Origin of the sequence: Pseudomonas mucidolens (genome assembly GCF_900106045.1) — a bacterium.
Lineage (GTDB): Bacteria > Pseudomonadota > Gammaproteobacteria > Pseudomonadales > Pseudomonadaceae > Aquipseudomonas > Aquipseudomonas mucidolens.
In genome coordinates, this window is the sequence record NZ_LT629802.1 from 5,018,502 (window position 1) to 5,031,757 (window position 13,256).

General features: G+C 61.6%; 8 protein-coding genes. 5 read left to right on the forward strand and 3 right to left on the reverse strand.

The window, feature by feature from the left end; genetic code table 11:
- The first annotated feature begins 94 nt into the window (after positions 1-94).
- From BLU75_RS23055 to BLU75_RS23065, 3 genes are all read left to right on the forward strand, one after another.
- Positions 95-2,968 carry an EAL domain-containing protein gene (locus tag BLU75_RS23055; RefSeq protein WP_084378320.1) on the forward strand — a complete coding sequence of 958 codons (2,874 nt, stop codon included), beginning with the start codon at positions 95-97 and terminating at the stop codon, positions 2,966-2,968.
- Positions 2,969-3,141: 173 nt separating this feature from the next.
- Positions 3,142-4,008, forward strand: coding sequence for a transcriptional regulator HexR (hexR, locus tag BLU75_RS23060; protein ID WP_003177007.1), 867 nt, complete (start codon positions 3,142-3,144; stop codon positions 4,006-4,008).
- A gap of 154 nt (positions 4,009-4,162) precedes the next feature.
- Positions 4,163-4,360, forward strand: a complete 198-nt coding sequence (locus BLU75_RS23065) for a PA3496 family putative envelope integrity protein (RefSeq protein WP_084378319.1) — start codon at positions 4,163-4,165, stop codon at positions 4,358-4,360.
- Here BLU75_RS23065 and BLU75_RS23070 read toward each other — a convergent pair.
- Positions 4,290-5,264: a LysR family transcriptional regulator gene (locus BLU75_RS23070; RefSeq protein WP_084378318.1), complete on the reverse strand. Its 975-nt coding sequence runs from the start codon at positions 5,262-5,264 to the stop codon at positions 4,290-4,292. The two genes, BLU75_RS23065 and BLU75_RS23070, sit on opposite strands and share 71 nt — an antisense overlap.
- Positions 5,265-5,459: 195 nt before the next feature.
- Here BLU75_RS23070 and BLU75_RS23075 point away from each other — a divergent pair, with 195 nt between their 5' ends.
- Both BLU75_RS23075 and oadA read left to right on the forward strand, forming a co-directional pair.
- The gene (locus BLU75_RS23075; RefSeq protein WP_084378317.1) at positions 5,460-6,875 is read left to right on the forward strand and encodes an acetyl-CoA carboxylase biotin carboxylase subunit; all 1,416 of its coding nucleotides are present in this window, start codon (positions 5,460-5,462) and stop codon (positions 6,873-6,875) included.
- Positions 6,876-6,887: 12 nt separating this feature from the next.
- Complete coding sequence (gene oadA, locus BLU75_RS23080) at positions 6,888-8,696, forward strand: sodium-extruding oxaloacetate decarboxylase subunit alpha (protein WP_084378316.1); 1,809 nt, start codon at positions 6,888-6,890, stop codon at positions 8,694-8,696.
- An 85-nt stretch (positions 8,697-8,781) separates the two neighbouring features.
- Here oadA and BLU75_RS23085 read toward each other — a convergent pair whose 3' ends face one another.
- Together BLU75_RS23085 and BLU75_RS23090 are read right to left on the reverse strand one after the other, a co-directional pair.
- Positions 8,782-10,104, reverse strand: a complete 1,323-nt coding sequence (locus tag BLU75_RS23085; RefSeq protein ID WP_084378315.1) for an autotransporter outer membrane beta-barrel domain-containing protein — start codon at positions 10,102-10,104, stop codon at positions 8,782-8,784.
- A 110-nt stretch (positions 10,105-10,214) separates the two neighbouring features.
- Positions 10,215-13,178 carry an autotransporter outer membrane beta-barrel domain-containing protein gene (locus tag BLU75_RS23090; RefSeq protein ID WP_084378314.1) on the reverse strand — a complete coding sequence of 988 codons (2,964 nt, stop codon included), beginning with the start codon at positions 13,176-13,178 and terminating at the stop codon, positions 10,215-10,217.
- Between the last annotated feature and the right edge of the window lie 78 nt (positions 13,179-13,256).

Sequence of the window (13,256 nt, forward strand, 5' to 3'; positions counted from 1 at the left end):
CAGGTATTTTTATGCGCCCCGGCAGTTTGGTCTGTCGGTTTGCTTGTGTATGCTCCGTCGACGTTTCGGGCTCACCATTATAAGAACACTGCCTATGACCCTTAGCACTGACCCGTCTGGCTCTTCGGTAGCGCCAGCGCAGGTTATTCGCAAACACTACGCCATGGAGATGGCGGTCGAGCGCACGCGCCTGCTGTACCAAGGCTCATTGCTGCCCACTTTATTGATGTTGATTAACGGTTTGGTCTGCGCCTGGTTACTCTGGAGCCCGCAGCGCGCTGTCGTGGTCGGCATTGGGATGGTGTGGCTGCTGGCGCTGGTGGCTCTGCGGGTGATTCAAGTCGCGGCGTTCGACTCCGCCATGCCCAGCCGCCAGGCGCAGCCGATCTGGCGCCGGATGTTCATGTTGGGGTCGGGCGCCAGTGGCTTGACCTTGGCCAGTGCAGCGATTGCCCTGGTGCCGGTGGACAGTTTCGTACAGCAGGCCTGGGTTTTTGGGCTAATCGGGATGGCCACGCTTTCGGCCAGCGTGGCTTATGCCGTGAGCCTGCCGGCATTTCTGTCGTTCGTCTTGCCATGCCTGGTTCCGGCCATTGTTTATCTCTTCTGGAGAGGTGACCCGCAACAGCAGGGTTGGGGCGTGCTCGGCCTGATTCTGCTGGCGTCCTTGAGCCTTGTCGCGTGGCAGGTCAATCGTCTGATCCAGCGCGGGTTGCTGCGACGCTTCCAGAATCAGGCGTTGATCGAACATTTGCAGCACGCCCGGCAGCGTAGCGACCAGTTGAATCTGGAGCTGAGCCGTGAGGTCGAGCAGCGGCGCCAGGTTGAACACGAGTTGCGCGAAGCCCAGGTCGGCCTGCAAAGCCGCGTTGAACAGCGGGGCCAGGAGTTGGACGCCGCCAGCCTGGCCTTGAGCAAAAGCGAGGCGCGGCTGGTGATGGCGTTGCAAGCCAGTGAACTCGGCTTGTGGGACTGGAACCTGCAGACCGACGAGGTGCATCACACGCAGCTCAAGGAGCTGTTCGGTCTGGAGCCGGACGGCGTCAAGGCGATGCTCAGCCACCTCAAGCCGCGGCTGCACCCGGACGATTTGCCATTGCTCAAGCGAGCGCTGGTCGAGCACTTGAAAGGCCGCAGCGAGGACTATCGGGTGGAATACCGGGTGCGGCATCACGCCGGACATTGGGTATGGATCCAGGACCGCGGGCGGGCGGTGGAGCGTACCGCCAACGGGCGCGTCATCCGGATGCTCGGCACGCGGCGCGATATCAGTGCCGGCAAGGCCCTGGAAGAGCAACAGCGGCTGGCGTCGACAGTGTTCGAGGCCGCCAGTGAAGGCATCGTGATTCTCGACCCGGACTATGTCCTGATCGCGATCAATCAGGCCTTCAGCCGTGTCACCGGTTTTGATATCGGCGACATGCTGGGACGCAATGTGGTCGAACTGCCGTGCAGCCGCGATGCTCGGCGCCACTTCCCGGCGATTCGCCAGGCCTTGCTCAGTCACGGTACCTGGCAGGGTGAACTGGTGGAGGCGCGCAAGAATGGCGAACTTTATCCGCAATGGCTGCAATTGAACGTGGTGCGCGATATCAGGGGAAAAATCAGCCATATCGTGGGTTTTTTTGCCGATCTGTCCGCCCGTCGTGAATCCGAGGAGCGCATGCGCTATCTCACCCACTACGACGAGCTGACCGGCCTGGCCAACCGTTCGCTGTTTCGCGAGCGTCTGCACGAAGCTCATCAGCGCGTGCGCCAAGGCGGCCGCAGTCTGGCGTTGCTGCACATCAACCTGGACCGCTTCAAACTGCTTAATGACAGCCTTGGTCACGAAGTTGCCGACCAGTTATTGCAGAAAATGGCCCGGCGCTTGATTAACGCGTTGCCGGAGGCCGACACCATTGCACGGCTGTCCGGTGATGAATTCGCGGTGTTGTTCGATGCCTACGGCAACCTGTCGAGCCTGGCGCGGGTCGCCACCCGCTTGCTCGCCAAACTGCGGGTGCCGGTGACGGTGGAAGAGCATGAACTGGTGGTCAGCGCCTCAATGGGGATCAGCCTGTTGCCAGACAATGCGCGGGAAATTTCCGCGTTGGTGAGTCAGTCGAACATGGCCATGCAGCACGCGAAACACTTGGGCGGTAACAACTTTCAGTTTTATACCGACAGCCTGCAAGCCAGCACCCTGGAGCGTCTACAGTTGGAAAACCAGCTGCGCAAGGCGATTGATGAGCGGCAATTGAGCGTGTACTACCAGCCCAAGTTATGCCTGGCCACGGACAAGATGAATGCCGCCGAGGCGTTGGTGCGCTGGGACCACCCGCAATGGGGCAGCATACCGCCGGGCGACTTCATCGGTCTGGCCGAAGAAACCGGGTTGATTGTGCCGTTGGGGGAGTTCGTTCTGCGTCAGGCCTGTTGGCAGGCATGCGAATGGCAGCGCCAGGGCCTGGCGCCGATTCGGGTCTCGGTCAATCTTTCGGTGCATCAGTTACGCCAAGGCAAGCTGGTGAGCCTGGTGCGTCAGGTGTTGGAGGAAACCGGACTGGCGCCGCAGTACCTGGAGCTGGAGCTGACCGAAAGCCAACTGCTCGACAGTGTCGAACACATCATCGCCACCTTCCAGCAATTGCGGGACCTGGGAGTGAAGCTGGCCATCGACGATTTTGGCACCGGCTATTCTTCTCTCAGCTACCTCAAGCGCATCCCGGTGGACTACGTGAAAATCGACCAGACGTTTATCCGTGGCCTGGGGCAGGGCGGCGAGGACTCGGCGATTACCCGCGCGATCATCGCCATGGCGCATGGGCTGGCGCTCAAAGTCGTGGCCGAAGGTGTGGAGGACCAGCAGCAACTGGACTTTCTCCGGGCTGAAGGGTGCGATGAAGTGCAAGGCTATTTGATCAGTCGGCCGATCGAGGCTGACGGCTTGGCGGATTTGTTACGAAAAAATGCAATTTTTCCGTAGCGCCGCCTGGACTGCGCCAGCGGCTACAAAGCATTTATCCGCTGAATCCCCACTGAATCAGCGCCCAGCAGGGCGATTTAGTGACGCATCGAGCGGGCAAAACAACAATTCTTGTAGTATAACTACAAGCTTGCTACATCCCTGGCGCCTGCCAATAACAAGAGTCCTGCCCTTTGAACCTGTTGCAACATATCGCCCAGTCGCGCCACCTGTTACGCAAATCGGAACTCAAGGTTGCCGATCACGTGCTGCTTGATCCTGCGGCCGTGATGCACAGTTCCATGGCTGACCTGGCCCACAGCGTGGGTATCAGCGAGCCGACCATCGTGCGTTTCTGTCGCGCCATCGGTTGCTCGGGGTTTCAGGATCTGAAGCTGAAACTGGCCCAGAGCCTGGCGGCCGGCGCGAGCTTCGGGCAGTTTGCGATTCACGAAGACGATTCCGTCGCCGATTACAGCCTGAAAATTTTCGACACCACCCTGCACACCCTGATGGAAGTGCGGGAAAAGCTCGACCCGGTGGAATTGCAAAAAGCCGTGACCGCCATGTCCCAGGCCCAGCGCGTGGAGTTTTATGGCTTCGGTGCGTCCGGCGCGGTCGCGGCCGACGCCCAGCACAAGTTCTTCCGCCTGCTGCTGACGGCGGCGGCCTACAGTGACCCGCACATGCAGGCGATGTCGGCGGTGACGTTGAAGCCGACTGACGTGGCGATCTGCATTTCTCAGTCCGGTCGCTCCAAGGATTTGCTGATCACCGCCAACCTGGTGCGTGAAAGTGGCGCCTCGCTGATTACCCTGTGCCCAAGCCAGACGCCGTTGGCGGAGCTGTCGACCGTCAACCTGGCGATCGATGTCCACGAAGACACCGAAATCTACACCCCGCTGACCTCGCGTATCGCCCATCTGGTGGTGATTGACGTGCTGGCGATGGGCGTGGCAATGGCGCGCGGCCCCAGCCTGGTCAACCACCTCAAGAGCGTCAAGCGCAGCCTGCGCAGCCTCCGTCTGTCACCCAAGTCCGTCAAGGCCCTCGACGACTAATATGTGGGGGCGGGTTTGTGTGGGAGCGAGCCCGCTCCCACATGTTGAATGGCGGCATGTCCAGAAGATTCATCAGCTTGTCATCCTCGCGCCGCCAAACCGTCATCCTGCGCGCCCATCCTGAACTCCCCGTAATCGCATTGGGAGACTCGAAATGGCCCGGCACTACGAAGACAGCACCAGCACCGTCAAGACCCGTCGTCAGCAGGAAGACCAGCGCCGCATGGCGTTCCGTCGTGCAATTGAAGACCGTTGCGAACAACGCCAACTGCTCCAAAGCATCAGTGACTATCCGGAACTGCACTGGCAGGCGCCCGTGGCTGCCCAGCGAAACGCTCAGCCAACGCGCTGATCTGCACCCGCTCGCTGCGGATAAAGCCCAGGAATGCATGGGCCACCGGTGACAGGCGCTTGGCCTTGGCCTGCACCAGGCACCAACTGCGGTACAGCGGCAACTCTTCCACCGGCAGCTCCTTGAGCCCGCCGGTGGCCAGTTCCAGTTTCAAGGCGTGGCGCGTCAGCAGCGCGACACCCAGCCCCGCGACCACACACTCACGCTGCGCCTCGGCCGAGGCCACTTCCACCGTCTGGTTGAAGTGCACGCGTTTCTCCTTGAAGTACTCCTCACACGCCAGCCGCGTTCCGGAACCCGGCTCGCGCAGCAACAGCGTGTACGGTTCCAGGTCCTGCAGGCGCAGCGGCCCTTGCAGACTCAAGGGATGGTCGGGCGGTGCCACGGCGACAATCGGATTGTTGAGGAACGGCAGGAATTCCAGGCCCATGTCCTGCGGCACCATGGACATGATCACCAGGTCGTCACGGTTGTCGGACATTCGGCGTATCACCTGGGCCCGGTTCACCACTGTCAGGTGCAACTGCACCTCCGGGTGCTGGCGTTTGAAGGCGGCAAACAAGTGCGGCACGAAATACTTGGCGCTGGATTCCACCGCCAGTTTCAATTGTCCCTGCAGCGAGCCCTGCATGTCCGAGAGCTGCATGTCGAGGTTTTCCAGGCGGCCAAAAATATCCCGGCTGGCCTTTTGCAAGGCCTCGGCCGCTTCGGTCATGTAGAGTTTTTTGCCGACGTAATCGAACAGCGGCTGGCCGATCAGCTCCTCCAGCTGCCGAATTTGTAGGCTGACGGCCGGCTGTGTGAGAGACATTTCCTCGGCTGCGCGGCTGTAGGACCGCAAATCACAGACTTCATTGAAAACCTGCAATTGACGTAATGTCATTCGCATCAATGACTTACGCATTATCCAGGTACTCCCGCCGGCGCTCGAAGCCACAACTATAAGTCTTTACTTATACACAACCCAATAATTATTGATTTTTGTTAATTCCTCCTGAGGCATAGTGTGTGTCACGCGACTGGCATGAAACATTTAGTCACGCGCCGACCCGCTCCAAAGGGTCGAAGAACGCAGCAATCGGCTCAAGGGAATTTCCAAGTGATAAAAAAGATCCTGATCGCCAACCGTGGTGAGATTGCCGTACGAATCGTGCGTGCCTGCGCCGAGATGGGCATTCGCTCGGTCGCGGTCTATTCCGACGCCGACCGTCACGCGTTGCACGTCAAACGAGCCGACGAGGCCTACAGCATTGGGGCCGAGCCGCTGGCCGGCTACCTGAACCCGCGCAAGCTGGTGAACCTCGCGGTGGAAACCGGTTGTGACGCGCTGCACCCCGGCTACGGCTTCCTGTCGGAAAACGCCGAGCTGGCGGACATTTGCGCCGAACGCGGAATTAAATTCATCGGTCCGGCCGCCGAAGTCATTCGCCGCATGGGCGACAAGACCGAAGCCCGCCGCAGCATGATCAAGGCGGGCGTACCGGTGACACCTGGCACCGAAGGCAACGTTGCGGATATTGCCGAAGCGCTGACCGAAGGCGACCGCATCGGGTATCCGGTGATGCTCAAGGCCACCTCCGGCGGCGGCGGTCGGGGTATCCGTCGTTGCAACAGCCGCGAAGAACTCGAACAAGCCTTCCCCCGGGTTATTTCCGAAGCCACCAAGGCGTTCGGCTCGGCGGAAGTGTTCCTGGAAAAATGCATCGTCAATCCCAAGCACATCGAGGCGCAGATCCTCGGTGACAGCTTTGGCAACGTAGTGCACCTGTTCGAGCGCGATTGCTCGATCCAGCGTCGCAACCAGAAACTCATCGAAATCGCCCCAAGCCCCCAACTGACCCCGGAACAGCGCGCCTACATCGGCGATCTGTCGGTGCGCGCGGCCAAGGCCGTGGGCTACGAAAACGCCGGTACCGTGGAGTTCCTGCTCGCCGAGGGCGAGGTGTACTTCATGGAAATGAACACGCGGGTGCAGGTGGAACACACCATTACCGAAGAAATCACCGGCATCGACATTGTCCGTGAACAGATTCGTATTGCTTCGGGCCTGCCGTTGTCGGTCAAGCAAGAAGACATCCAGCACCGTGGGTTCGCGTTGCAGTTCCGGATCAACGCCGAAGACCCGAAGAACAACTTCCTGCCGAGCTTCGGCAAGATCACCCGTTACTACGCTCCCGGCGGCCCAGGTGTGCGCACCGACACGGCGATCTACACCGGTTACACCATTCCGCCGTTCTACGATTCCATGTGTCTGAAGCTGGTGGTGTGGGCGTTGACCTGGGAAGAGGCGATGGACCGTGGCCTGCGCGCCCTGGACGATATGCGTCTGCAAGGCGTGAAGACCACCGCCGCCTATTACCAGGAAATCCTGCGTAACCCGGAATTTCGCAGTGGCCAATTCAATACAAGCTTTGTGGAAAGCCACCCTGAGCTGACTAACTATTCGATCAAGCGCAAACCCGAAGAGCTGGCCCTGGCCATCGCCGCCGCCATCGCCGCCCACGCAGGCCTGTGAGGAATTAGCACAATGTCCAAGAAAATCTACGTTACAGACACCATCCTGCGTGACGCTCACCAATCGTTGCTGGCGACCCGCATGCGCACCGACGACATGCTGCCGATCTGCGACAAGCTCAACAAAGTCGGCTACTGGTCCCTGGAAGTCTGGGGCGGCGCGACCTTTGATGCCTGCGTGCGCTTCCTGAAAGAAGATCCGTGGGAGCGCTTGCGCCAACTGCGCGCTGCGCTGCCTGACACCCGCCTGCAAATGCTGCTGCGCGGCCAGAACCTGCTGGGCTATCGCCACTACAGCGATGATGTGGTCAAGGCCTTTGTCGCCAAGGCCGCCGTCAACGGTATCGACGTGTTCCGCATCTTTGACGCGATGAATGATGTGCGTAACCTGCGAGTGGCCATCGAGGCAGTAAAAGCCGCCGGCAAACATGCCCAGGGCACCATCGCCTACACCACCAGCCCGGTGCACACCATCGAGGCTTTCGTGGCCCAGGCCAAGCAGATGGAGTCGATGGGGTGTGACTCGGTGGCGATCAAGGACATGGCCGGGCTGTTGACGCCTTACGCCACGGGCGAATTGGTCAAGGCACTGAAAGCCGAGCAAGGCCTGCCGGTCTTCATCCACTCCCACGACACCGCCGGTCTGGCCGCGATGTGCCAACTCAAGGCGATCGAGAACGGTGCCGATCATATCGACACCGCCATCTCCAGCTTCGCTTGGGGGACCAGCCACCCAGGCACCGAATCGATGGTCGCGGCCCTTAAAGGCAGCGAATTCGACACCGGCCTGGACCTGGAACTGCTGCAGGAAATCGGCTTGTACTTCTACGCCGTGCGCAAGAAATACCACCAGTTCGAAAGCGAATTCACCGCCGTCGACACCCGTGTGCAGGTTAACCAGGTACCGGGCGGGATGATTTCCAACCTGGCCAACCAGCTCAAGGAACAGGGCGCGTTGAATCGCATGGGCGAAGTATTGGCCGAAATTCCGCGGGTGCGTGAAGACCTCGGTTTCCCTCCGCTGGTGACGCCGACTTCGCAGATTGTCGGTACCCAGGCGTTCTTCAACGTGTTGGCCGGCGAGCGTTACAAGACCATCACCAACGAAGTGAAACTGTACCTGCAAGGCGGCTACGGCAAAGCGCCGGGTACCGTTAACGAAAAATTGCGTCGTCAGGCGATTGGCAGCGAAGAGGTCATCGATGTGCGTCCGGCCGATCTGCTCAAGCCGGAAATGACCAAGCTGCGCGGCGAAATCGGAGGGTTGGCCAAGTCCGAAGAAGACGTGCTGACCTATGCGATGTTCCCGGATATCGGGCGTAAATTCCTCGAGGAACGTGAAGCCGGCACCCTCAGTCCTGAAGTGCTGTTGCCGATCCCGGAGGCGGGCAGTGTCGCCAAGGCGGGCGGTGAAGGCGTGCCGACCGAGTTCGTCATCGATGTGCACGGCGAAAGCTACCGCGTCGACATCACCGGTGTCGGCGTCAAGGCCGAAGGCAAGCGTCACTTCTACCTGTCCATCGACGGCATGCCCGAAGAAGTGGTGTTTGAACCGCTCAACGAATTCGTCGGCGGCGGCAGCAGCAAGCGCAAGCAGGCCAGCGAGCCAGGACACGTCAGCACGTCGATGCCGGGCAATATTGTCGATGTACTGGTCAAGGAAGGCGACGTGGTCAAGGCCGGCCAGGCCGTGCTGATCACCGAAGCGATGAAAATGGAAACCGAAGTCCAGGCCGCCATCGCCGGCAAGGTCAGCGCCGTTCACGTAGCCAAGGGCGACCGGGTCAACCCTGGCGAAATCCTGATCGAAATCGAAGGCTGAGACACAGCCTTCGAGACTACCGCTTAATCCTCGGGGGGGGGCATGTGCCCCCTTTTTTTTGCCTGGGCGAAAGCTCGTCAGCGCCTCAGAACGTCATCGTCCATTGCCCGGTCAGGCCCTGGCTGCGACTGTTGCTGCCGAACTCGCCGGTGTAGGCCAGGCCCACGCTGTGTTGGGCTGACAACGCGAGGTCGAGGCCGGTGTGTAGCGACAGGCTGTCGCGGTCCAGCGAGGTGCCACCCACCGTGAATTCGCGGCGCGAGGCGTCCCGTTGATCCCAGGCGAACGACTGGCGCACGCTGCTGCCGACATCGCCATACAGGTGTTTCCAGCGGGTGCTCAGGTGGGGTGTGAGGACCATCTGGTTGTCCAGCGTGAAGTCGTGGGTCACGCGCAGGCCGAGGCTGCTGCTGAGGTTCTGCTGGGTCTGCGCGCCGACGTTGAGAGCGCTGTCGCCACCTTTTTCCTGGAAGCGATCACGCTGGTAGCGTTGGTAGCCGAGGCTGGCAAAGGGTTCGGCGCGCAGGCCACCGCTGTCCCACTGATAGCCCAGCTCGGCGAAGGCGTTTTGGCTCTGGGCCTTGTAGGTGCCCTGGAGGTGTTCGCGGTAATCGACGAAGGCGAAATCGACATCGCGCTGGTTCTGCCCGGCATGACTGCTGTAGATCGCCCCCAGGCGCAGCGCCAAAGGGCCGTCCTGGCGGACGGCGTAGCCGCCCAGGTGCCAGCTGTCCAAATCCCCTTTGAAGCGTTTGGCGTTCAAGTCGCTGGTGGATTTGCCGCCCATCACGCCGATTCGCCAGGCGTGGTCCAGCGACCAGTCGGCGCCCATCAACAGGCCTTGGCTGCGCTGTTGCACACCGGCGCTGCCGTGTTGAGCGTCGAGGGTGCCGGTATTACCCAGGCCCTTGAACCACACCCGGCTATTTTCCGACGTGGTGTTATCCACTTGGCGCAGCGCCGACAGGAGGCCGTTGTTCACCTGTTGCAGAGTGTTTTGCGTGGCGCTGCCGAGGTTGGCGTTCTGGCTGCCGGCCAATTGTTCCAGCAGGGCGCCCAGGCGGCCTGGCGCGAGGCCGTACGGATAGCGCTCGGCATAGGCGGGGTTGGACGCCCACTGATTCAGGCGGCGTGGTGTCGACGGGGCACTTCCCACCGAATCCAGTACACGCGCCACGCTCAAGCCATTGCGGCTGGTGGCGTGGGCGGCGAAGGACGAACCTCTGGGCTTTGGCAGGTCGGGTGTCACAATCCCCGCGTCGATGGGCGGCCGTTGCTGTTCCACCAGGGATTGTTTGAGCCAGCCTGGCGCGCTGTCGAGATTGCTGTGGGCGTGGGCGCATTGAGCGCCGATGGTTCCCATCGCCAGGGTGATGGCGAGTGCGAGTCGTTTGTGTGCGAGCGGCATGTAAACCCAACCTCTATCTGTATGAGGTCGGGAATTTAGCGGGACGCCGGGGGGATAACTGTCAGGCCAGGCACTCCTCGTTTGCGGGAGAAGTCTCTAGTCTGCTGCGATTAAAAACTCATCTGCCATTGCCCGATCAGGCCATGATTGCGGCTGTTACTACCTATTTCGCCGCTGTAGCCCACACCCAGGGACTGGCGTGCCGACAGACCGACATCCAGGCCCGCTTCCAGCAACAGACTGTCGCGATCCAAGGCGCTGCCTTCGACGTTGAACGCTGTTCCGCCCATCAGGAAGGCTTGGCGAGTGGTGCTGTCGACGTCGCCATAGGTGTGTTTCCAGCCGGCGCTGAGGCGAGGGGTGAGGCTGATGCCGTTGTCCAGTTGACTCAGGTGAGCCAGGCGCAAACCGAGGGTAGTGCTGACGTTGTCCTGGGTTTGCCCGTCGACATGCAGTGCGGCGGCGCCACCTTTCTCGTTGTAACTGTCGCGGTGATAGCGCTGGTATCCCAGATTGGCGAACGGTTCGGCGCTCAGGCGGCCGCTGCCCATGGCATAGCCGACCTCGGCAAAGGCTTGCTGACTGTTGGCGTCGTAGTCGCCCTTGGGGCGATCGGTGAAACCGTTGAACGCCACGCTGCGTTTGCTATCGCCCTGATGCCCGCTATACGCGGCTCCCAGACGCACGGCCAAGGGCCCGCTCTGGCGCATCGCATAGATACCAGCGTGCCAACTGTCGACGCCGCCGTCCACGCCGGTGGTGTCCAGATCGGTCTTCGAATAGCCGCCCAGGACACCCACGCGCCACTCGGAGGTAAGCGCCCAATCGCTACCGAGCACACCGCCCTTGGTGCGTTGCGTCATGCCGTTGCTGCCATGTTCGCCGTCCAGCTTGCCGTAGCTGCCAATGCCTTGCAGCCACAGGCGGCCCTGGGCGTTCGGGTCGTTGAGATTGCGTGCCGCGGCCGGTACGCCGGTGGCGGCGAGTAGCGGTGTAGCGCGTTGATCCAGCCCTGTCAGCAAGCCAGCCCCGGCGCCTGTTTGATGCATGGCCGCGAGCATGCTGGCACCGACCTGGGCGCTGGCGCCGAGGGTGGCGCTGGTCAGGTTGGCGGTACTGGCGCCGGCCAGTTGCTCGATGGCTGCGCCGGCACTTGCCTGAGTGGTGTTGAGCAAGGCGTTATACAGCGCGTTGTGCTTGCCCAGCGTAGCCAGGCTATTGGCGGCGTTGCTACCGTTGCCGGTGTTGGCGAACTGGTTGAAGGCGATGTCGTTGCGGGTGTACGTCAGGTCGACCTGGGTGGGGCGGTAACTCAGGGTTGGGGTCAAGAAGGCATAATCGCTGGTGACCTTGCCGAACGTGCCATTGACGCTCCCGGCCTGCAGTACGGTGTACTGGCTTTGCCACGGGTACGTGCCTGCGCCGGGATTGATCGCCAGGGTGGCACCATTCAGGTTGGCCGAGCCACCGACCTTGATCGGCGCGCTGCTGCCATCGGCGTTGACGCCATAGGCCAGGGTTGAACCGCCGCTCATGTGCAAGTCGCGGATGACGGTGGCGGTGCCCAGCACCGTATTGGTCTGCAAGGTACCCAGGACCTGCAGGCTGCCCACCGTGCCGCCGCCGGCGTAGACACCGCCTGCGTCGACCGTTACATCACCGGCGATCCCGCCTTGGTTGATCAGTGTGGCGCCGTTGGCGATTGCGCCACCGTCGCTGAAGTCGCCGCTGCCGGTGAGCGTCCAGGCGCCTTGTTTGACGTCCAGCCATTCGAGGTTGCGACTGTCGCTGAAGCTGCCGCCGGCCGTGTCGTTGAGGGTCAGGCGGTCGTAGCCGCCGCCGCCGTCCACCACGCCGATAAAGCGGCTGCCTGCAAGCAGCGTCAGGCGGTCATCCCCGCCACCCAGGTCCAGGGCCAGGCCGTTGCTGCCACTGATGGTGCCGCTATTGATCACGCGGTCGGCAAACTCGCCGACGAACTTTACGCCAAACCCGTCAAGGCCTTGGATGACGCCATGGTTTTCCAGGGTGGTGGCGGCCAGGCCTGACCCGTCGCTGCCGTCGTCCACCAGAATGGCGTTGCTGGCACCGCTGACCCGTGCGTCGGCGCCGTTGAATACATACCCGCCGCCGAGGGCGATGCCTTCACTGCCGTTGGCAAAGCCGTTCTTGTCGACACCGCCGGCGCCAGCGCCCTCGATGACCCCGTAGTTTTCGATATGGGCGATTTTGTCGATGTCTACGCCATCGCCGTCGCCATCGGGTTGCAGCCCGGAAAACGCGCCTGTGATCGTGCCGTGGTTGATCACTGTACCGTCGCCATCGGAGCCGAAGCCCGATCCATTGCGGCCGATCACGGTGCCGTAGTTGTTCAGCGTCGCGCCCAGGTCGGTGGTGATGCCGTGGCGGCCACCGGAAATGGTCCCGTGGTTGGTCACGGTCACACCGCTGGCGGAGTCGATATCGACGCCGTCGAACTTGTCGTCCCGGGAGAAGGTATCGCCTGTGGATATCTCGCCGTAATTGGTAATGGTGGCGTTGGCTCCGGTTTTCATGCCGTCGCTGGCTTCGCCGCGAATCAGTGCGCCTGCGCGGTTGATGATGGTGGTGGTGACGGTGTCGCTGCGGATCGCATCCAGGTCCAGCCCTTGGCCGGTGCTGGAGCGGATGTCGCCGCTGTTATCGATCAACAGGTTGCCGCTGGCGAAATCGCTGTCAATGCGCAATGCATCGTTGGCCCCCTGAATCACCCCACCGGCGCGGTTGTAAATGCTGTAGTTGCGTGTCCCTGCGAGGTCGCCCGAACTGTCGATGGCGCGCCCTTCGGTGGAGATGATCTGGCCGGCGTTCTCAATCACTACGCCCTGGCCGCTGGTAGCGTCCTTCAACTTGACGGCTACCTTGGCGGTACTGATGCTCCCCGAAGCCGAGACCCTCAAGGAATCATTGCCACTCAGGCTTTGCGCGGTGCTGGTGGGTGTGTCGATCTGAATCGCCTGGGGCGCCGCTGCAGCCCATCCGCTGCTGGTCAGCAGGGCGATGGCGAGCGCAAGACGGTGGGGGCACGAGGGCATGGCGGACGACCTTGTTATGGGAACGAGTCGACCTGTATAGCGAAGGGTGTTTACAGGAATGTGTCGGGGAGGTTACGA

Excerpts from the sequence above, each read along its gene's own strand:
- BLU75_RS23055 (WP_084378320.1), top strand. The coding sequence starts at position 95 with ATGACCCTTAGCACTGACCCGTCTGGCTCTTCGGTAGCGCCAGCGCAG.
- BLU75_RS23065 (WP_084378319.1), top strand. The coding sequence starts at position 4,163 with ATGGCCCGGCACTACGAAGACAGCACCAGCACCGTCAAGACCCGTCGT.
- BLU75_RS23070 (WP_084378318.1), bottom strand. The coding sequence starts at position 5,264 with ATGCGTAAGTCATTGATGCGAATGACATTACGTCAATTGCAGGTTTTC.
- oadA (WP_084378316.1), top strand. The coding sequence starts at position 6,888 with ATGTCCAAGAAAATCTACGTTACAGACACCATCCTGCGTGACGCTCAC.
- BLU75_RS23085 (WP_084378315.1), bottom strand. The coding sequence starts at position 10,104 with ATGCCGCTCGCACACAAACGACTCGCACTCGCCATCACCCTGGCGATG.
- BLU75_RS23090 (WP_084378314.1), bottom strand. The coding sequence starts at position 13,178 with ATGCCCTCGTGCCCCCACCGTCTTGCGCTCGCCATCGCCCTGCTGACC.